This window comes from Microbacterium sp. STN6 (genome assembly GCF_026410545.1).
In the GTDB taxonomy this organism is placed as follows: Bacteria; Actinomycetota; Actinomycetes; order Actinomycetales; family Microbacteriaceae; genus Root112D2.
Window position 1 is genome coordinate 403,404 of sequence record NZ_JAPMIT010000004.1, and the last position, 19,919, is coordinate 423,322.

Genomic DNA, 19,919 nt, shown 5'->3' on the forward strand with positions numbered 1-19,919 from the left:
GCTCAGGCCGCGATGTCGTCCGCGTCGAGAATGGTGTAGCTGTACCCCTGCTCGGCGAGAAACCGCTGGCGGTTCTGCGCGAAATCCTGATCTACGGTGTCGCGCGCGACGAGCGTGTAGAAGTTCGCCGACAGCCCCGACTCCTTCGGCCGAAGCAGCCGGCCGAGTCGCTGCGCCTCCTCCTGCCGTGAGCCGTACGAGCCCGAGACCTGAATGGCCACCGTCGCCTCCGGCAGATCGACCGAGAAGTTCGCCACCTTCGACACCACGAGCACCGGCGTCGTGCCCTCCCGGAACTCCTGGTACAGCCGCTCGCGCTCGTCCACCGGTGTCGCCCCCGTGAGCTTCGGGGCATTCAGTTCTTCGGCGAGTTCGTCGATCTGGTCCAGGTACTGACCGATGACGAGGATGCGTTCGCCGGCGTGCCGGCGAACGAGCTGGCGCACCACGTCACGCTTCGCGGGCGCGCTCGACGCCAGCCGATACCGCTCGTCGTCGGCGGCCGCCGCGTACGACAGCCGCTCGGACTGCGGCAGGTCGACCCGCACCTCGTAGCAGGCGGCCGGCGAGATGAAGCCCTGCGACTCGATCTCTTTCCAGGGGGCGTCGAAACGCTTGGGCCCGATGAGACTGAACACGTCGCCTTCGCGGCCATCCTCTCGAACTAGCGTGGCCGTGAGGCCCAGCCGCCGACGTGCCTGCAGCTCGGCGGTGAGCTTGAACACCGGCGCGGGCAGCAGGTGCACCTCGTCGTAGACGACGAGCCCCCAGTCGAGCGCGTCGAGCAGCGCGAGGTGGGCGTACTCGCCCTTCCGCTTGGCGGTGAGAATCTGGTAGGTCGCGATCGTGACCGGCTTGACCTCCTTCACCTGGCCCGAGTACTCGCCGATCTCCTCGCGCGTCAGCGACGTGCGCTTCAGCAGCTCGTCGCGCCACTGCCTTGCCGAGACGGTGTTGGTGACGAGAATGAGCGTGGTCGTGCCCGCCCGCGCCATGGCCCCTGCGCCCACGAGCGTCTTGCCCGCGCCGCAGGGCAGCACGACAACGCCGGAGCCGCCGTCGAAGAAGTTATCGACCGCCTTGTTCTGGTAGTCGCGCAGGTGCCAGCCCTCCTGCACCAGGTCGATGGGATGCGGTGTGCCCGGCGTGTACCCCGCGAGATCCTCGGCCGGCCAGCCCAGCTTCACGAGCTCCTGCTTGAGCTGCCCGCGCGCCCACGCCTCGACAAAGAACGACGTGTCGTCACGCCGCTCCACGAGCAGGGGAGCGATGCGCTTCGCACTCGCCACCTCGGTCAGAACCGCCAGGTCGTCGGAGTGCAACACGAGCGCGCCCTCGTCGTCGCGCTCGATCACGAGCCGCCCGTAGCGCGCGACCGTCTCGGTCACGTCGACGGTCACGGTCTGCGGAATCGGGAACTTCGAGTACCGCTCGAGCGTGCCGAGCATGTCGGCGGCGGTGTGCCCGGCCGCGCGGGCGTTCCAGAGCCCGAGCCGCGTGATGCGGTACGTGTGAATGTGCTCCGGCGCCCGCTCGAGTTCCGCGAAGACGCCGAGGTCGTGCCGGGCGTCCTCGGCCTGCGGGTGTGCGACCTCCAGCAGAACGGTGCGGTCGCTTTGCACAATCAGGGGGCCGTCAGACATAACCGCCAAGTCTACTCGGGCAAGCTGAGTCGCCCGACGCTCCGGCCTGGTCGGCCGACCTGAGCCCTGCCGCTCCGGCGCACTCGGCCGATCTGAACGCCCGACGTTTCGGCTCAGTCTGCCGACTCAATGGAACGGATGCTGGAGAGCGGCAGCGTGCGCTCGATATCCGCCGCCCGATCCCGCCCCCGCAACCGCCCGCCGCCGACGCCGGTGGGCTCGAGCGTGTACTGCACCTCGCGCCCGTCTGGCATCGCCACGCTCACCGTGAGCGCCACGCGCGCCTTCACGGCGATGTCGAGCTGACGGCGCAGCCAGGCGCGCTCGGCATCCGGCCCAGACTCCGCCTCGGCGGCGCGCAGCCGCCGCACCAACTCGTCGACCTTCTCGTCGCGCGCATCCGCCGCCGCCTGTTCGGGTGCGATCGTGACACGCCGCAGCGGCACGATCGCCCGCTCGGCGCTCTCGGCCGCCACGGGGTAGCGGGCATCGGTGAGCGCCCAGAAGACGTCGTCCCTGGCGAAACGGCTCACGAGCCGCCCCTCGCCCGCCCGGGTGAAGCCGAGCGCCGAGAGGGACTGGTCGACCTCGAGCGTGCTCAGCAGGCCGGCATCCGCGCTGCGCACATAACTGCGGGCATGGATGCGCCCACCCGCCACCGTCGTCGCGTCAGACTCGTCGAGCGGACCCACGCGCACCCGACCGAACCGCTCGGCCGTCTCGGTCACGAGGTATTCGAGCGGCTGCGGAATGCCGCTCAGCGAAATCCCGTCGAGGAACGACAGCAGGCCCGCCGCGTGCGCCCCCGCCGCGATCGCCCGGTTGATGCTCGACTCGGAGACCCGATACGTGGAGGCGAGCGCGCGCCCCTCCACGTCGGCGAATGTGCGCAGTCGGGCCGAGACGGCGGGGTCGAGCGGGCCGGGGGAGACGATCGAGAGGTCCTGCAGCACGTACACCTTGTCGACCTCATCGGGCAGGAGGCCCGCCAGGCTCTCGGCCGCCGCGTCGACGCCGTGGTCGAGCAGCCGGATGCCCGCCGTGCTCGGCACCGCACCGTCAGCGAGCCCGAGCATCTCGGCATCGCGCGTGAACTCGTCGAGCCGTTTGCCGAGCGTGTCACCGGCGGCGGGGCTGCTCCACTCGATGAGGGCGCGCAGCCCGTCGCCCCAGCCCGAGCGGGATCGACGAGCGAGCAGAGCCCGAATCTGCTCGGGAAGCTCACCCAGCCACGCGCCAGCCAGCGCAGCCCAGCGATCCCTGGTCGGCAGCGCGAGCCAATCGGTCGTCGCCGCCGTCGCGAGCCAGCTGCGCTCGCGCAGCGTGACGAGGCACGCCCTGCGGGCGATCGAGAGCATGGGCGCGACCGCCGTCACGTCGAGCGAGAGCGCCGTCGCCAGGCGTTTCGCCGACGGCAGCGCCAGCCCGCCCTTCTGCAACTCGAGCGCCGGCTCCCGCATGAGCTCGCTGATCAGCTCGGTGACCGCGGTGACGGCATCGAACGCGCGCTCGGCGCCGAGCCGGTCGATCGTCTCCTGCGGCGCGGCGGGCAGCGCCGTCAGCAGCACGGGCGCGGCGACCCCGGCGAGCTGCTCGCCCGACGGCAGGTCGTGCTCCGGCCACGAGGCCAGCTGCGCACGCACCTGCTCGTACACGCTCACGTTCGCGCCGCCCTCGCCGTCGATGTCGACAAGCAGCAGAGCGGATGCCGCCCCCAACGCCGTCTCCACCTGCGACCGGTTCGGCTGCGGGCTCGCCCCCCACTCGACGAGCAGGGCCGACACCTCGTCGATCGCGGCACTGCCGAGCTGCGCGGCAGCCGCCAGCGCCGCCAGCGTGAACCGGTCGAGCGGGGTCAGCGCCCGCTGAATGGAGTCGGGCTGCAGCAACGCCTCGGCAAGATCGAAGAAGTCGCGGATGCCGGTGGCCGCCGCCGCCCTTCGCCCGATCGCGCTGTGCAGCGCGTCGTCGTCGAGCGCGCGCAGCCGGGCGGCGAGCGCGAGCGTGTTGGTCACGACAGTTCCGTCGTTGTGCTCACCAGGGGCGATCAGCGCTTCGACGGGCGGTTGTCGCGGGCGCGTTGACGGGAACTGACGACGATGAGCGCGATGAGCGCGATGAACGCGAGCGGGAAGCCCACCATGAGCACGCCGAACACCGCCGGCCATGGTGCCTGGCTGAATCCGTCGTGCGGCCCGACCCCCGCCGCGGTGCCGATGAGCACGGCAATGACGGCGGCGAGCGAGACCACGATGAGGGCGGCGAAGATGTAGGCGAGCGTGCGTTGCAGCCGGGTTGCGCCGGTATCGGTCTCTTGGGTCACGAAATCAAGGATAATTGAGGTTGGTCACGAGATCCCCCACTGAAAGAGGTTCCCATGCCTACCGGCAAGGTCAAGTTCTACGACGACGAGAAGGGCTTCGGCTTCATCAGCTCTGATGACGGCCAGGAAGTCTTTCTGCACGCCTCCGCAGTTCCCGCAGGCGTCGTCGTGAAGGCCGGCACCCGGCTGGAGTTCGGCATCGCCGAAGGCAAGCGCGGTGCCCAGGCCCTCTCAGTGCGCGTTCTCGACACGCCGCCGAGCCTCGCGAAGCGCAACCGCAAGTCGGCCGACGACATGGCCGTCATCGTGGAAGACCTCGTGAAGCTGCTCGACGGCATGGGAACGAGCCTGCGCCGGGGCAAGTACCCCGAGGCGGCGCACGGTCGCAAGATCGCTGCGCTGCTGCGCAGGGTTGCGGATGATCTGGATGCCTGAGGCGCCGTCGAGCGTCGTTCCCGACGAGGTGCTGCTCGCATCCGTGTCCGTGGCCAGAGACGCCCTGCTCGAGATCACCAGTGGCGACGCGATCGGCGCGCCCGCCGGGCACATCGTCGAGGGCGAGCGCGTGCTGTCGCTGCAGTTCGACTGCGCGCTGCCCGGCTACCCGGGCTGGCACTGGACGGTGACGCTGGCGCGCGCCGACGACGAATCCGAGCCGACCGTGCTCGAGGCCGAGCTGCTGCCGGGCGAGCACGCGCTGCTCGCGCCCGAGTGGGTTCCGTGGTCAGACCGCCTCGCCGAGTACCAGGCGGCGCAGGAGGCCGCCAAGGCCGAAGCAGACGGCGACAGCGACAGCGACGACGATTCCGACGATGACGACGACGCTGATGACGACGATGAGGCCGACGAGCTCGAAGACCTGCACGGCGAAGACATCGACGGCGTCGACATCGACGAACTCGCCGACGAGCCGCTGGAGAGCGACGAGCCGCTCGACGCCGACGACCTACCGGCGCTTGACGCTCAGGTAGACGAGGCCGATGACGCCGAGGGCGATGCCGACAAGGTCGCTGGTGACCCACCACAGACGGTCGTGGCCGTAGAGGCCGCCGCCGAAGATGAGCAGCGCGACGAGGCCGAGCAGCCAGAGGCATAGGCCCACGATCACGGCCTTGCGGTCGTCGGTCTGCACCGGCTCCGGGTCAGGCCGGCGCTCGCTGTCTCGAAGCCAGATCCTCATGGGTCCAGCCTGCCACGCGTGACGGGGCTCAGCGCTGCTCCAGCACGTACTCGATCGACGCGATGAGCGAGCGGATGTCGTCTGGCTCGATCGACGCGAACGTCGCGACCCGCAGCTGGTTGCGCCCGAGCTTGCGGTACGGCTCGGTGTCGACGATGCCGTTGGCGCGCAGCGTGGCCGCGATCGCGGCCGCGTCGATGCTCTCATCGAAGTCGATCGTGACGACGACCTGCGAGCGGTGTTCGGGGTCGGCGACGAACGGGGTCGCGTAGGAGACGCCCTCGGCCCATTCGTAGAGCGCCGACGACGACTCGGCCGTGCGCGAGGCCGCCCACTCGAGGCCGCCGTTGGCGTTCAGCCAGTCCACCTGGTTCTCGAGCAGCAGCAGCGTGGCGAGCGCGGGCGTGTTGAGCGTCTGCTTCAGCCGCGAGTTGTCGACCGCGTTCTTCAGGCTCAGGAACTCGGGAATGTAACGGTCGCTCGCGGCGATGCGCTCGATGCGCTCGATCGCGGCCGGCGACATGAGGGCGAACCAGAGGCCGCCATCCGAGCCGAAGTTCTTCTGTGGGGCGAAGTAGTAGACATCGGTCTCGGCCACGTCGACGCGTGCGCCGCCGGCGGCGCTTGTGGCGTCGATGACGGTGAGCGCATCCGCGTCACCGTGCACTCGGCGCACGGGCGCCATGACACCCGTCGAGGTCTCGTTGTGCGGCCAGGCGTAGACGTCGATGCCCTCGGCGGCTTCGGGCTCGCTTCTGGAGCCGGCGGGCGCGCTGATCACCTGGGGCGCGCGCAGCCAGGGCGCGCCGGCCGCCTTCGCGAACTTCTGGCCGAACTCGCCGAACGACAGGTTCTGGCTCTGCTGCTCGATGAGGCCGAACGCCGCGGCATCCCAGAACGCGGTGGAGCCGCCGTTGCCCAGCACGACCTCGTAGCCCTCGGGCAGGGCGAACAGCTGCGCCGTGCCCTCGCGCACGCGGCCGACGAGATTCTTCACGGGCGCCTGGCGGTGCGAGGTGCCGAGAACGGCCGCGCCGGGACCGGCGAGGTACGCCACCTGCTCCGGGCGGATCTTGGACGGGCCACAGCCGAATCGACCGTCGGCGGGCAGTAGGTGAGGGGGAATCGTCACGTCCGGCATGCCTCGAGTCTAGGGGAGCGACGGTGCTCGAAAGAGCAGCCGCAGCAGGCTCCCGGGCGCTCGGGAGCCCTCGTCAGCGGCCTTCCCGCGAGCGGATGGCGGGCCAAGATAGGCTTGCCTATGAATTGGCACGCACGGAACCGTAGGGAGGCGCTGTGACGGACCTGGTCGACACGACCGAGATGTACCTCAAGGCGATCGTCGAGCTCGAAGAGGAGAACGTCATCCCGCTTCGGGCTCGCATTTCGGAGCGTCTCGGTCATTCCGGCCCGACCGTCTCGCAGACGGTGGCCCGCATGGAGCGCGACGGCCTCGTGGTCGTCTCTGGCGACCGGCACCTGGAGCTCACGGAGGGCGGCCGGCGCAAGGCCATCACGGTCATGCGCAAGCACCGCCTCGCCGAGCGCCTGCTCAGCGACGTGATCGGCCTCGAGTGGGAGTACGTGCACGACGAGGCGTGCCGCTGGGAGCACGTGATGAGCGAGCAGGTGGAGCGCAAGCTGCTCGACATGCTCGGCCACCCCACGGAATCGCCCTACGGCAACCCCATTCCCGGCCTCGAAGAGCTGGGCGACGAGCCGGCAGGAGTCTTCTCTCACGGTGTCTGCAGTCTGGTGAGCCTGGTCGAGGGAACGGACTCTGCGGTAACTGCCAGCATCCGTCGCATCGGGGAGCCGGCGCAGATCGACCCTGCGCTGCTGCTGCAGCTGCGCCAGGCCGGCGTTTTTCCAGGTTCCACCGGCACTTTCACCGCTGTCGGATCGTACGTGCTCGTGCAGATCGACGGGTTCGACGAGGGTCTCGAGCTGCCGAACGAGCTGGCCGCGCACATCTTCGTCACCGAGTAGCGACCGTTACCGATTTGTTAGAAATCGGTCGAAAAGTGTGACAAACGGGGTCTGCGTCCCGTATCCTCGAACGAGCCCACAGGTCAGAAGCCGGCCGAAGGGCCCGTCACAAGACGTCTCATTCCCCGTCTCTTGTGACGCGAAGCCGAGCAACACCACTTAAGACGGGGCAGCTCCCTAGTGCTGTCGAGGCGCTGGAGGTCACCCTTGGCACGTGCAGGTACCAATGGTTCGGACGAGAACCAGAACAACCCGAACGGCACCTCGAACAACGCCTCATCGACCGTCGTCACGCGTCGCTCGCTGAGGGCAGACGCGATGCGCTCCGCGAAGCGGTCGCACTCCGCCGTGGCCGTGCCCGCGGCATCCGCTGCTCGTGCCGGCACTGCGCCGCGCGGCCGCAAGAAGAGCCGCCGGGGCATCATCAACATTGTTGTGATGACGTTCGCCGCCGGTCTCGTCGCCACCATGGCTCTGCCCGCGTACGCGTTCAACCCCAATGACTCGTCAGACCAGGCCCAGGCGCAGGCCGAGGCCAGCCTGAAGAAGGCCCAGTCGCAGGGTCTCGCGGTCTCGCGTGACGTCGCCGAGCCCGTCGTCACGCGCGACGCCGTCAGCGCGACCAGCGAGGCCGACCTCGCGCAGGCGAAGGCCGAGGAGGCGCGCAAGAAGGCCGCCGTGCAGCTCGCCAGCTACGCCAAGGCGTACTCGGGCCCGTCGGTCTCCGACTTCCTGGCCAACCCGCCCTACCCCAACTTCAGCCTCGCCTCGGTCTTCTCGGTGGCCAAGCAGTACATCGGCACCCCGTACGTGTACGGCGGCTCGACGCCGGCCGGCTTCGACTGCTCGGGCTACGTCATGTTCGTCTACGCACAGTTCGGCGTCTCGATGCCGCACTCCTCGACGGCGCAGGGCAACATGGGCACGCGCATCTCGCTCGCCGACGCCGTGCCGGGCGACCTGGTGATCATGCCGGGCCACGACGGCTTCTACGCGGGCAACGGCAACATTCTCGACGCTCCCCGCACCGGCGGCGACGTCTCGATTCGCCCCATCTGGACCAGCAACTACTACATCGTCCGCATCGGCATCTGACGCGGTGGCCGCGTCGGATCGCGGCCATGGCTCGGGCCAAATTGTGGGCTCTCAGCGCGGCGACCCCACATATGCCCCGACTCGATGGCTGTCTTCCCTCGGCGCGCCTCGGGTGCGCCGCCACAGTTTTCTGCGTTACCCTTTAGGCCTTGACACCGTAAGAGGAACGGCAGGGTACTGATGGTCGAGATTCACACCGCCCACACCATGGGCGTGCGTGGGTTTGTGCGGCATCCGTCGCATCAAGACCATCGGTTCTGTGTGCAAATACGCTGCGACGCTGTCGTGGCTTCACAAGGGCGCTGTCTGTCGACAGGGCCCTTTCTTTTTGCCGCTGCCGCGCCTCGAGCGTTGTCGTAACACCGAATACCTGGGAGCCACCCAGCCGTTTCGAGAGGTGACAATGCGAACACTGGTTCTGAACGCGGGCTACGAGCCGCTCGCCGTCGTGTCGTTCAAGCGGGCCATCGTGCTGGTGATGACGCACAAGGCCACGATCATCGAGAGCGACCTCGCGCATCCCGTCATGGGGTCGTCTGGGTTGTACGAGCGGCCGTCGGTCATTCTGCTGACGCGCTACGTGCGGCTGCCGCGGGGCAGGAACGTTCCGGTGAGCAGACGCGGAGTACTGCGGCGGGATGCGCACCAGTGCGCCTACTGCGGCGGGTCGGCGACGACGATCGACCACGTGGTGCCGCGTTCGCGTGGCGGGGCGGACAGCTGGGAGAACCTCGTCGCGTGCTGCCTGCGCTGCAACAACGTGAAGAGCGACCGCACGCCCGCCGAGATGGGCTGGCGCCTGTTGTCACAACCGCGGATGCCGCGCGACCTGCCGTGGATGGTGCGCGGCGTCGAGGCCCCCCAGCCCCAGTGGAGCGACTACCTGGCCCCCGCCGCCTGAGCGGGTTGAGGAGGCCGCTTCGCGGCCGTCTCGAAACCCAGCGCCCCCTACCCCGTCGGCTCGCTAGGCACCCCATCGCTACTCTCACCGACCCCCTTCTCCCCTTGCTCCGGCTCGGCCGCATCCTCCGCCTGCTCCACGGTCAACAGCCCATCCGGATCCTTCGGATCCCTCACCCCGGTGAGCCGCTCATCCATGGTCGACTTGTCCTCATCGCGTTCCATGCCCTCACGCTACGAGCGTTCGCTTGCCTCGCACACCCGTCCGCTAAACTCGACGGGTCAGCCTCTGTAGCTCAATGGAAGAGCAGTTCCGTCCTAAGGAAAGGGTTGGGGGTTCGAGTCCCTCCAGGGGCACCTTTGGGGTGCGCCGAAAACGCTGGTCAGCGCGGATTTCGGAAGAGCGAGAAACGGCCGCTTTCCCGATTTGCCCACAATTTGCCCACACAAGCCGTTAGAAACTCTAAGGAACTCTTAACGTTTCCTGAACGTGTCACTGGATCCGAACGACGGTCATAGCGTTGCTCGCTTCGTTCGGAGTGTCGCAACTCCAGAACTTTCGGCATCGTCCGCGACCAACCACCATCTGCCTAAGACCCGTCGAGCGTTTGATGGCTCTTCCTGACACGCGCATTCGCCAAAACGCCATCCGAAGGCGACTCGGTGTTGGCGAGGAAGCCCAGTTGCCTGCCATTCATCAATTGAGTACCGGCGGGTTACTTAAGCCGTGGTTACTAACGCATCGGCCCGCTCGGCGGCGCTCCGGGCTGAGTCCGGATCATCCTTGCATGCAACCAGGACTGGATCGAGCGCTTGGACCTTTTGAGGGTTACCTCGACATCCGTGTAGGTGTCGAGCCATACCAGGTGCGTCGCGCGAAGACGGTCGCGGTCTCGCGCGGTCGAGACGACGATCCACGAAACGAACGCTAGACCGATTCCGGCTAGAAGTACGACATTCCCGGTGCCGCCTAGCAGGGTCGTTACTTGGCTTTGGTTTATACCGTTGGTCTGACCGGTAGAGGGGTCGGTTGCGGCGGCCGCAAGTACGAACCAGCCGTTCAACAGGCCGAGCACGTAGGTCAACAGCAGCGTGATGGCCGTGCCGAGAATGGTGAGTGTGGCGATAACCGCAGGTGAGGTGTTACCCGGTCGGGTGCGCTCGATCCGTTGCTGCAACTCGCGGCGAACCTGGTGCCGGACTTGTTCGGATGCTGACATATAACGCTGGATTCGGTCGTCCATGTTCCTTAGATCGTCGTAGACATGGTCGATCGCTGCCCGTTGAGCGGGGTCCGCGAAGCGTATGTCGTGTACCCACGTCACGACGCGCGCGGCTACGTGACCGAGACGATTCCGTGTTCGGCTTTCCCGCCACCGATCGACGATGCTTCTCACGAATGGCCCTTCTTGCTGACGAAACGACTTGTATTCGAGCTGGCTCTTCCAAACCCGGAGAGCACATGGCTTGGAGCCGCTGCGTCTACCAATTGGGTCGATGGCCGTCGAACTTGCGCTGCACCGGCCGCCTGGGCGGCGATGGCAGGGAAGCCTTTCATGTCCGAACCGCTGACGACGACTGTCGTAACGTGGCTTGGGCAATACGCGGGTGACGGATTGCCGGCGCGGACACATGCCGTCCGGTCGCCACGTCGATGCTCGCGACCTCTGCTCCGGGGACACCGTGAAACTGCTTTACAGCCTCGGCGACGGCGAGGGTAGCGGCGATGACCCCGACGAACGGGATGCCGATGGCCTTGCCTGCAAGAGTGACGACTCCACAATCATCGAAGTTGCGACTGAGGTGATCGAAGCCAGGAGTTGACGGAACGGCGATAACGGCATCGCCCCGATCAAGCCAGGCGAGCACGTTCTCGCTCGTGTTGGATCCGGGGAAGCGATGCATGCTTATTGAAGTGTGGTCGTGCGCTCGAGCACCCAGGCCCATGTCAATCGTGAGAGACCATCCCACAGCGGAGAGGGCTCGCCTTGCAGTCAAGTTGTCGACGCCAACCAGGGCAACGATATGGGTTTCATCGTCGCGTACGTGAAAGTCGGCGTCGAGCCGGCGTTCGATGATCCTGGTGCGAAATCCGGCGTCCTCAAGCCGCGCGGCCACCAGCCGTGTCTTGAGCTCGCCCTTGGAGCCGTGGGGGGTAAGCACGCTCGTGCTGTGATTGGCGGGAGCTGTGCGATCAACATCCTGCACAGTTACCTCAACGGACGCTCGATCGGCATACGGGATGTGGGAGAGCACCCATGCATACGCCTGTCCCAGGTGCCCGAGCCCGACTAGCCACCACGCCGCCGGGGCGAAGCGAAGTTCCGGAGCTGACCTGGCGGTCGGTCCGAGCAGGTTCAATTCCATCTTGCGGTAACCGGCGTCGCTGCCAGAGATCGCACGTGAATGCGCGAAGGCTTCCGCGACAGCGAGAGCGGCCGCTGCGACCGCGGCCAGCACGTTCCCGCATGAATTCACGGGCTCCGCATGAGGCGAGACGATCGCAGTCCAGCCGTCCCAACTTGCATGGAGGATCACTCCGGCCGAGATTGCCGGAACATCGGCTGGGTCGAAACCGAAGACGATCGCGGTCACGTTGGGGCTATGCGCGCTCGATCCTAAGGTGGCGCCTATATCGCTGAGTGCGTCGCTGAGCAGGCGCCCGCGATGGACTCCGTCATGTACGTCCGCATCTCCGGGCAGATCTACGAGGACGGAGCCGAACGTCCGTACACCGGTCGCGGCGGCAGTGAGAACTGCGGCCTGCCCCTCCGCTGTGGTGATCGTAGCCGGTGCTGGGCAGATGATGAGTTGGCGGTTGCTGACGAGGTGCTCGGCATCCTCAAGGGAATGCGCCGAACCGTCCGCGAGGTGAAGCAAGGCTACGCGGCTTATCTCGTCAGCATCGAGGATTTTCATCGTGTTCCCCTTTCAAGGAGGGCTCGGTGTAGGCGGGCCAGCAATAGGATCGCCGCGGGTCGAATCCGAAGCATCCGAGTCGTGTCGTTGCCATAAGCGATGTCCCATTGGCCGCCCCGGAGAAACTGATGCGCGCCGAGGTCAGTGGGGGAAATCTTCCCGGACGCGTAATTGGGGGCGATCAACGCGACGTGGTTTGGCAACGCGATCATGGGATGGTTCGAATCGATGGCGCTCTGCCGGACATGCGTGCTCGGGTGGGTGTGAATGTCGCCGATGACCCTCAATTGGTCTGCGCGGCACCGCTGGTTCAACAGGCTTAGGCCGCTGGCATGCATCGTGATGCCGCCGGTCAGGCTCTCTGGGTCGAGGTCGTCGTAGTAGTAAATCTTCGTCACCTCGCGCCCACCCGCGACCGGCTTGGCGTTTCGGCGGCCGAGTAGAAATGCGCCGGATTCACGCCGGTTCTGTCCGCGCCGGTGTAGCTCTTTGAGCATTTGGCGGAAGCGCCGCGGGGACATTATTAGCGGCAATGGTGTGGCGTCATTCATGCAGCCGTCTCCGGCATCGTGCAGGAACGAAGTTCTTTGTGCAGCTCGGAGAGATAGAACGTGATAGTCCTGCTCGGATTCCATGCTCGTTCAGGATGCTGCGAGCCCCACTGCGGGTGGTCCCCTTGGATCAGCAGTCGTTCTGTGGCCATATAGGGCGTCCATCCGTTGATCCTGGACCACTCCGAGCGGAAGACAGTCTGTGCGGCCGATCCGCTCGGGAGGGCAGCTAGCTCCAGAGGCTCGTTAGTCCCGATGTTCCAAGGCGTGCCGGCAGGCGCATCAGTTGGGTAGCCGGACACGTCTAGTCGCATTCCAAGCTCGCGGCCATCGCCGGTAGTGACAGCGACCAAGAGCATGGGGAAATCGACTCTAACGACCCGCCAGTACCGTTTCTCGACACCATCGAGAAACGGTACTGACTGCAGGTCCTCCTCGATTGCCGCCCGCGCCGGATCGACGGTGTCGGTCACGATTCAGCCCTGTGGTCGAACGAGCGCGATCAGCTCGAGGTCGACATGGTCCGCGCCCTTTGCGATCGACGCGATCGGCTTGTCCAGGGGCAGGTCCTCGGCACCTCCCGCTGCGCGCAGCCCCAGGTCAGCTGCCGAAGCGGAGTCGATGCCCAGCTGAGAAATTGCCTGGTCACGGACAGCGCTGAGGCGGGTGCCGGGCGAAACAGTAAGCGTCGCCGAAGCGCCAGCGTAGTCAACCACCACAGTGATCTGGCGTCCGGGGTGCGTCACAACACGCCCCGAGGGCCCGTCGAAGAGGTCAGAGAGTCGTGCGCTGGGGTCGAGCTCGGGCCCCTCATCGTCAACCTTGAAGACGAGTAGATCGACCGTAACCTGGACATGATCGGCGAGCGAGCTGCCCTCGGCCGCGTCGGGAATTGTGCGGACCTCGGCATCGTGGCCAGTGTGAACATGCAGTCGCATCGTGCGACTCCTTTCTGTGGGCTTGCCCTATTTGTTGTGATAATCGCAAGGCTATCGGATGATTGCGATAATCGCAAACCAGAAGGACGGGTAACGTTTCTCGCGACGCTAATCACGGGGGCGCTTCGGTCTGACCGAGGTAGTAAGCCAGATCTCTGTCCTGATGGTCGAGCGCCGCGGAACTGTCAGAGAAGGAAGTCGCGGGGGGAGTTCGGTTCGTGGAGCATGGGCTCACCAGCGTCGAGGATGTGTTGAGCGATTTCGTATGCCCGCTCGATCGACAGGTCGAGGTAACCAACCATGTCGCAAAGGATCCCGAAGGTGTCGCGAGTGGTGATGTGTTGACGTTGAGCGAAGCGGAACGCTTCCCGGTCTTCGGTGAGCCAGATCGAGTCCCGATAATTCTCATCAGCCCGAAGTAGATGTAGAGTCTGGCTCTCGCCCAGGTGCTCAAGGGGCTTGGCTTTGCCGCCGCCGAAGACTGCCACACGGATGCCTTCTACGGCGCGGACGTTCGCTGCGCCCACGACGGGTATTGGGTCTCCGAACCACGCATCTTGATCCAAGGTCCTCAAACCAGGGACATGAGCTGCGGATTTAGTGATCTCCCGGGACACCGCTTCCACGACGCGGCCATTGCCCCGCAGGTACTGCTCGAGGACTTCCAACCCTTGGGCCTGGGCAAAACAGACGATGACCGAGTTGTCGGGAAATAGGAACGGCACGGGCTACCTAGACGTAATGAAAAGCGCCGTCGTCTGCTGATACGGCGTCGAGGAAGTATTCCTCGAGCTGCTCGGCGGGCTTCCCGAGCAGATTCGCTGCGGGCCGTAGCGTCGTCGCCCCATCCCTATAGGCGTCTAGATAAGCATCCACTAGCCGCTGTGCTGGCCTCGCTATGCTCGCGAGGCGCGCGCGATTTGTGTGCTCCGCCGCTTCGCCGGCACGCATTGCTGTGGCGCGTGCTGTCTGGGAACCAAGCTTTCGCTGGTCTTCCTGTGAGATCAATTGCTCATTCAGCAGTCGCCACGACATTGCGATTGGCGACATCTGGAAGTGCAGCACAAGGTCGTCAAACGCATCAACGGCGGATTTTCCAGCGATTCGTTTGACGATCTCGGCGCGCGGTGCCAGAAAGCTCGCCGCGAACGAGTCTGCGCGGCTTTCCGCTTGTGACTTGTGCGATCCGAGCCGTTCCTCGATCACCTGGTCCTGCGAGTCGCCGAAAGCAAGATGGGCAAGCTCATGGGCAAGCGTATATCGCTGCCGGAACGGCGCTTCCGAGGTGGCAAGGACGATGGCGCGAACGCCACCATCCGAGAAGGACAGCCCATCGCAAGCTTCTGGTAGCTCCGTCACGACAACGTCGACGCCGAAGCTCTCCTCGATTAACCCAATCAGTTCGTTGTTCGTTAGCCCCCCGAGAGGGGAGCCGAGCTCGTGGAGATACTGGTCTGCGAGCTGTTGGGCCTGCTTCACGTATCCACCATCTGTGGGTTTGGCTGGAAGCGGCGGGACCGGGAGCGGACGGCCTAAGAACTGAAGGCCCTCAAGCTTCTCGACGAGCATTTCGATCGTCTCTCGCCCGACAAGATCACTTGCCTCAATCGCATGTTCGGCGGCTCGATGGGCGAGGATGAGCTCGCGCGTGGATTCGCCCTTCAACAGCCAATCGACAGTCGTGTTGCCGAGCTCAGCAGCAAGCGCCAACTCTAGCGACGTAAATCGGCGTTTTGCGGCCAACGATTTGGCAAGCTTTGGGCCATCAATCCCGATTGCACTCGCGAAGTCCTTCTTACTGAGGCTTGAGCGATCGATTACTTCGTTGACGCGCGCGATTACTTCGTCCTCGGCCATGCATCCATCCTCGCAGAGAATTGCGAAAATCACAATCTCGTGCTAGCGAGTCTAAACCTCAGTCGCTCCACAGCCTTCCTCCGCTTTCCGACAGGACACGCTCGTGGAGCCGCTCGGCGACCGACCCCAGATCGTCCTCGAAGAGATCGGCGTACGTGTCGAGCGTCATCGCCGCTGATTTGTGCCCAAGCATGCGCTGAAGTGCTTTGACGTTGGCGCCGGCGCTCACGGCCAAACTCGCGGCGGTGTGTTTGAGATCATGCGGCGTCATGTGCTCGAGTCCGGCATCGCGCAGTGCGGTCAGCCACCAGGACTGCCGATTCCAGGCCGTGTCGGGTCGCGCTAGGTAACCGCCGGCGCGGGCGGGAAAGACGAGGTCATCACGCTTCCGTCCGGCGACCAGCCACCCGAGGCGAGGGGCGAGGAACGCAGGAAAGGGTACCGAACGGGCTTCCCAACTTTTCGGCGGTCCGACATGGATGAGCCCGTCCACTTCGGTGGCGGTCTGGTGGATGGCCAGACGGCAACGTTCTAGGTCGATGTCGTTGACGGTGAGCGCGACGGCTTCGCCCCAACGGACGCCGGTGTAGGCCAGTGTCAGCACGAGGACGCTGCGCTTGTCGTCAGGTACAGCGCGGGCGAAGCGGAAGACCTCCTCGTTGGTCAGATACCTGCGACGCTTTTTGCTTGCCTTCCTCGGGAGGTTGCTCGCGCCGCGCGCCGGGTTCGCGGGAATCCTGCCGTCGCGTACCGCAACGTCGAGGATCCCGGCGAGGATCCCGACCGCGCGGAGCACGACGCCGGCCGATCGTGGCTTACCGGCGTTGCCTTTGCGGACACGCACCGTGACAGCTTTGCCCTGGCTCAGTTCTCGGATCCATTTTTCGACTGCGGATGGGCGGATCGCGCCGATCGGTGTCGCCGCCCAGCGCGGCTCGACGTAGACGCGCCAGGCGATGCGGATGGGGGAGAAGCTTGACGGCTTCAGGGCTTGCTCCTTGTTGGCGAGCCATTCCTCGGCGAGCTCACCTACAGTGATTTTGGATTGAGACGCCTCGAAGTAAGTCCCCTTCATCATCGCCACTTCGACGGTTGCGTTGTAGAGCTCCGCTTCGCGCTTGGTGCGGAACCCGCGCTTCTCGCGCTGCTGATGTTCGGGGTCGCGCCAGCGCACGCGATAGCGCCGGCCTTTGGCCGACTCATAAGCGTCGATGCTTCCCACTCGCAGAAACCTAACCCTCGCCACCGACGAAGCGCGGCCGGGCTGCGGAATGCGATCCAGATGCCCGGTTATCTGAGGACGGGTGCACTCTGGAGCTATGAGAGATACGCCTGAGCCGAGACCGCAAGGAGCGACGGACGTTGAAGCCGTCGAGCTTTGCCGCGAATGGATGTACTTCCTGGGTGCGACGGACGCAGTCGTGGCAACAAACGAATCGCGGGAGACATGCGAACTGTATGGGTCTCGCTATCTCGGCTGGGTCGAGAACAAGCGCGGGAACTTGGAAGTGGAGCTCGTTGAGCGTGCGGCTGCGGTCACCGCAGCGGATGGTCGTTGGGGGTTGATCTTCGCTCGCCACGGCGTGAGTCCCATCGCTCGGGTGAGGGCGGACGAACTTGGCATCGCGATCTTCGGTTTCGATCCTGAAGGGGGGACTCTGGACGGAGTCAATTTGGTCGGCCGCGAGTGGTGTGCGACGGGCTTGGTTGGCTAGACAATTCGGCTTGATCATCTGAGGCCAACCGCGGTGCGTCGGCCATCGGGTGCAGTGACGATCAGTCCGGCCGAGTCCTGGGCAGCCCGCCGGAGCTCGGCCTGCGCTGCCGCTCGCGACTTCCCCATGGTCTCTTCCGTCGGCCGTCGTTGCATCATCTCGACCAGCTGGGACTTCGCGGAGTCCGCGGTCGGAGCCACCAGCACCGCGGCGTTGTGCCGCTTCCCTCGAGTGAGACCGACGTAAAGGCCAGCGGCGTCGACTCTCGGTCCGACAAGGGCGCGGTCAGTCGTCTCGCCCTGAACGCCGTAGACCGTTGTGGCGTAGGCGAGGTGGATGTGCGACTCGGCATAGCCGATGCTGACCTTTCTCAGATCAGTCGTGTCGGTGCTCGCGGCGAGGATCGCGTGGTCGTTGCCGATGCTCTTAACGATCCAGTTCTGGCGGTTCTGCACGTCAGAAGCGCTGTCGTTGCGTCGGGTCTGGACTACGTCACCGACGAAAATAACCTGGCCCGATTGCCCCGTGAGCGCTTGGTCGGCGTGAACCGCCCCGGCCTCGACCCGTCGGCGTTGGATCGCTTCGCTGATCTCCTGCGCTTCGGCATGTGTTGCAGTGACTAGCGCGATCGTCTCTCTATTCCGTGCGGCATCCAACCATCCTTCGACCATCGCCTCGCGCGCGGCGACGTCGTTATCGGTCATCACGACATGATCCGTTCGGATGAGGTCCTCGGCGACGCCGTACCTTTCGCCGTCGCTGTCAGGGTGACGGAGCCGAAGCGTTAGGTCCGCCCAGGCTGGGTCGTTGAAGCGATGGGTGGTCGCGAGCTCCACGCGGTCTGGGGAACGGTGCCAGAAGAGCGCCATTGCGCCGGAGTGACCGACTGGCAGGGCTTGTTGCTGGTCGCCGACGAGAGCGAGTCCGGCGCCGGTGGCGTGCACGACGTCCAGGAGTGCGGACGCGGCCTCGAGGTCCAACATGCCGGCCTCGTCGACGACGATTCGGTCACCTGGATGGATGCGGATCCTTGGACCGCCATACACCGTGTTAGCAGATGCGTCCTTCTCACCGATCGATAGCCGGTTCCACACTGTCGCGCCAGACGCATCGGTCGCCCAGCGCCATCCGAAATCGTGAAGCAGCTGGTGGAGCGACGAGGACGAACTCATGGTCTCGCGTCCCGCGACAGCGGAAGCCTTCTTGGTTGGGGCGACGATGATCATGTTGCGGCCGCGTCGACGCAGAGCAGCGCCGGCAACCTTGAGCATCGTGGTCTTACCGGTGCCCGCCGCGCCGGAAACAACGACGTTGCGGGACGTGCCACCGACAGCTGCGGCACCATGGAGCTGCCCGCGGTCCAGATCGCGCCTGGGTTCGATTGCGCGACCGATTGCGGAGACTTCTTCAGGGTTGAGGATCTGTCCGGGTTCGGAGAAGGCGTCGACCTTTTGGGCGAGGGTGGCCTTCAACGTGGCGGTGGAGACCGCCATGAGGTGTTTGACGTGTCTTGGGGCGTCCGGTTCGGAGATCAGCGTCACGGTGTGCGAGTGCGCAACGACTCCCTCGGCGAGCGTCATGAGCACGTCTCGGTCAGCGACGACGCCGGTTGCGGCGATCGCGCGGACAGCGCCGGCCCACACGTCCATCATGCTGAAGCGGCCACCGGTGCCGGTCGAGCGGGCGTCCGCGTCGACAACCGCCTTCGCTGCCAGCAACTCGAGGTCGAGATCCTGGACGCCGACAGTAGATACCGGCGCCGGCGAGCGATTCATGCCGAGGCCAGGGTCGGCGGTATGTAGTTCTTCGCGGACGAGCGCGGCCCAGTCTTCTTCGTTCAGCTCGCCTGGTTTGTTGGGTCGGCCGACGGCCCACGCCCAGTGGTCGATCTGGCTGAGCACATCGTGGGAGGGTTCTTGGCCCGGGTGCTGTTCCTTCCACCAGGCGGTACGAGCGAGCTTGTTGGCTTCGATCTGCGCGGACCGTTTCGACAGGGGCCGCACCAAGTGCTGCAGCTGCGCGATCTCCCCGTCCTCGTTGAGAGTGAACCCTTTAGAGGCGAGTTCAGTTATCCATGCTGGGTCGGTGCGGGAGGCGAGGTCGCCTTCGGCGTTGATCACATTCTGGAACCGCAACGCGACCCGGGTGTCGATGTTGGACCACTTGCCGTCCACGCCTTGAACTTTGACGTTCAGCCAGAGGTGGCGGTGCTTGTGCGGATCCAAGAACCGTGAGCGTTCATGGCGGAGCTCGACGACCTCAATCCGCGCCAGGTCCTCACGGATGGCGCCGCCCCTGCCGCGGCGGGCGTTGAGCTCTGACTGCCACAGCTTGATGATCCTGTCCCGCAACCGGTCTTGGAGATCTTCGTAGGCGGCGGCTAGGTCGGGGTCGAGCATGGCGGCGATCGAGAACGACTTCGGGGCGTTGATCGTCGCGTCCAGAATCAGATCCGCGACCGGCGACTCGAGATCCCGCCCGCGGCGCTCCCCGGTGAGGGGGTCGAGTCCGTCGACCCAGTCCTTGAGTTGGTCGCGGGTGAGGAGGTCGTCGCGGATGGCGCCGTTCTGCATGATGTACCGGGTCATCACCGCGTTGGCGTAGCCGGCGGCGGCGATAACGCCGTCGGCGGTCTTGGCGGTGAGGGTGGCGTCACATACACCGCTGAAGGCGTAGCTGACGGCTTGCTTGACGCCGTGGGACTGCTGTCCCCGTTTCCATCTGGCTACCCCGCCTCGCATCTGCACTCACCTCCCACACCCGTCGTTTCGGGCTTCCGAAATCGAGCAGGCTCATCCTTTGTCCGAAA

19 protein-coding genes, 1 tRNA gene and 1 pseudogene are annotated in these 19,919 nt (G+C 65.5%); 6 read left to right on the forward strand and 15 right to left on the reverse strand.

The features are described 5' to 3' along the window. Positions 1 to 2: 2 nt before the first annotated feature. From OSC27_RS14115 to OSC27_RS14125, 3 genes are all read right to left on the reverse strand, one after another. Entirely contained in the window at positions 3 to 1,643 is a 1,641-nt protein-coding gene (locus tag OSC27_RS14115) for a DNA repair helicase XPB (protein ID WP_267182105.1), read from the reverse strand. Positions 1,644 to 1,756: 113 nt separating this feature from the next. Continuing rightward, positions 1,757 to 3,658, reverse strand: coding sequence for a helicase-associated domain-containing protein (locus OSC27_RS14120; protein ID WP_267182106.1), 1,902 nt, complete (start codon positions 3,656 to 3,658; stop codon positions 1,757 to 1,759). Positions 3,659 to 3,690: 32 nt separating this feature from the next. Beyond that, a complete protein-coding gene (locus tag OSC27_RS14125; RefSeq protein WP_267182107.1) occupies positions 3,691 to 3,966 on the reverse strand; it encodes a hypothetical protein in 276 nt (91 codons plus the stop codon). A gap of 54 nt (positions 3,967 to 4,020) precedes the next feature. Here OSC27_RS14125 and OSC27_RS14130 point away from each other — a divergent pair, with 54 nt between their 5' ends. Further along, a complete protein-coding gene (locus OSC27_RS14130; RefSeq protein ID WP_267182108.1) occupies positions 4,021 to 4,401 on the forward strand; it encodes a cold-shock protein in 381 nt (126 codons plus the stop codon). Continuing rightward, positions 4,394 to 4,795, forward strand: a pseudogene (locus OSC27_RS14135) (DUF3027 domain-containing protein); the annotation flags it as partial. The gene OSC27_RS14130 and the pseudogene OSC27_RS14135, both read left to right, overlap by 8 nt. Before the next feature lie 117 nt (positions 4,796 to 4,912). On the opposite strand, the gene OSC27_RS14140 reads toward OSC27_RS14135, so the two are convergent. Both OSC27_RS14140 and serC read right to left on the reverse strand, forming a co-directional pair. Then, entirely contained in the window at positions 4,913 to 5,146 is a 234-nt protein-coding gene (locus OSC27_RS14140) for a DUF2530 domain-containing protein (protein WP_267182109.1), read from the reverse strand. A 28-nt stretch (positions 5,147 to 5,174) separates the two neighbouring features. Further along, positions 5,175 to 6,287, reverse strand: a complete 1,113-nt coding sequence (gene serC, locus OSC27_RS14145) for a phosphoserine transaminase (protein ID WP_267182110.1) — start codon at positions 6,285 to 6,287, stop codon at positions 5,175 to 5,177. 155 nt (positions 6,288 to 6,442) lie between these two features. Between serC and OSC27_RS14150 the strand changes: the two genes are divergently transcribed. The 3 genes from OSC27_RS14150 (at position 6,443) to OSC27_RS14160 (ending at position 9,131) form a co-directional block, all read left to right on the forward strand. Beyond that, positions 6,443 to 7,135: a metal-dependent transcriptional regulator gene (locus tag OSC27_RS14150; protein WP_267182111.1), complete on the forward strand. Its 693-nt coding sequence runs from the start codon at positions 6,443 to 6,445 to the stop codon at positions 7,133 to 7,135. A gap of 207 nt (positions 7,136 to 7,342) precedes the next feature. Continuing rightward, positions 7,343 to 8,230: a C40 family peptidase gene (locus OSC27_RS14155; protein WP_267182112.1), complete on the forward strand. Its 888-nt coding sequence runs from the start codon at positions 7,343 to 7,345 to the stop codon at positions 8,228 to 8,230. Positions 8,231 to 8,633: 403 nt separating this feature from the next. After that, a complete protein-coding gene (locus tag OSC27_RS14160) occupies positions 8,634 to 9,131 on the forward strand; it encodes an HNH endonuclease (protein ID WP_267182113.1) in 498 nt (165 codons plus the stop codon). Positions 9,132 to 9,178: 47 nt separating this feature from the next. Here OSC27_RS14160 and OSC27_RS14165 read toward each other — a convergent pair whose 3' ends face one another. Beyond that, positions 9,179 to 9,355: a hypothetical protein gene (locus OSC27_RS14165; RefSeq protein ID WP_267182114.1), complete on the reverse strand. Its 177-nt coding sequence runs from the start codon at positions 9,353 to 9,355 to the stop codon at positions 9,179 to 9,181. 60 nt (positions 9,356 to 9,415) lie between these two features. Between OSC27_RS14165 and OSC27_RS14170 the strand changes: the two genes are divergently transcribed. Next, a tRNA-Arg gene (locus OSC27_RS14170) sits at positions 9,416 to 9,487 on the forward strand. A 377-nt stretch (positions 9,488 to 9,864) separates the two neighbouring features. On the opposite strand, the gene OSC27_RS14175 is transcribed toward OSC27_RS14170, so the two are convergent. The 9 genes from OSC27_RS14175 to OSC27_RS14215 form a co-directional block, all read right to left on the reverse strand. Further along, entirely contained in the window at positions 9,865 to 10,527 is a 663-nt protein-coding gene (locus OSC27_RS14175) for a hypothetical protein (protein WP_267182115.1), read from the reverse strand. A gap of 157 nt (positions 10,528 to 10,684) precedes the next feature. Next, complete coding sequence (locus OSC27_RS14180) at positions 10,685 to 12,049, reverse strand: hypothetical protein (RefSeq protein ID WP_267182116.1); 1,365 nt, start codon at positions 12,047 to 12,049, stop codon at positions 10,685 to 10,687. After that, complete coding sequence (locus tag OSC27_RS14185) at positions 12,046 to 12,600, reverse strand: hypothetical protein (RefSeq protein ID WP_267182117.1); 555 nt, start codon at positions 12,598 to 12,600, stop codon at positions 12,046 to 12,048. Before OSC27_RS14185 ends, OSC27_RS14180 begins: the two co-directional genes overlap by 4 nt. Continuing rightward, the gene (locus OSC27_RS14190) at positions 12,597 to 13,073 is read right to left on the reverse strand and encodes a hypothetical protein (protein WP_267182118.1); all 477 of its coding nucleotides are present in this window, start codon (positions 13,071 to 13,073) and stop codon (positions 12,597 to 12,599) included. Before OSC27_RS14190 ends, OSC27_RS14185 begins: the two co-directional genes overlap by 4 nt. A gap of 3 nt (positions 13,074 to 13,076) precedes the next feature. Beyond that, entirely contained in the window at positions 13,077 to 13,538 is a 462-nt protein-coding gene (locus OSC27_RS14195) for a hypothetical protein (protein ID WP_267182119.1), read from the reverse strand. Positions 13,539 to 13,723: 185 nt separating this feature from the next. Continuing rightward, positions 13,724 to 14,263 carry a hypothetical protein gene (locus OSC27_RS14200; RefSeq protein ID WP_267182120.1) on the reverse strand — a complete coding sequence of 180 codons (540 nt, stop codon included), beginning with the start codon at positions 14,261 to 14,263 and terminating at the stop codon, positions 13,724 to 13,726. A gap of 7 nt (positions 14,264 to 14,270) precedes the next feature. After that, positions 14,271 to 15,395, reverse strand: a complete 1,125-nt coding sequence (locus tag OSC27_RS14205; protein WP_267182121.1) for an ImmA/IrrE family metallo-endopeptidase — start codon at positions 15,393 to 15,395, stop codon at positions 14,271 to 14,273. A gap of 58 nt (positions 15,396 to 15,453) precedes the next feature. Beyond that, positions 15,454 to 16,617: a tyrosine-type recombinase/integrase gene (locus OSC27_RS14210; RefSeq protein ID WP_267182122.1), complete on the reverse strand. Its 1,164-nt coding sequence runs from the start codon at positions 16,615 to 16,617 to the stop codon at positions 15,454 to 15,456. A gap of 507 nt (positions 16,618 to 17,124) precedes the next feature. Continuing rightward, the gene (locus tag OSC27_RS14215; protein WP_267182186.1) at positions 17,125 to 19,851 is read right to left on the reverse strand and encodes an AAA family ATPase; all 2,727 of its coding nucleotides are present in this window, start codon (positions 19,849 to 19,851) and stop codon (positions 17,125 to 17,127) included. Between the last annotated feature and the right edge of the window lie 68 nt (positions 19,852 to 19,919).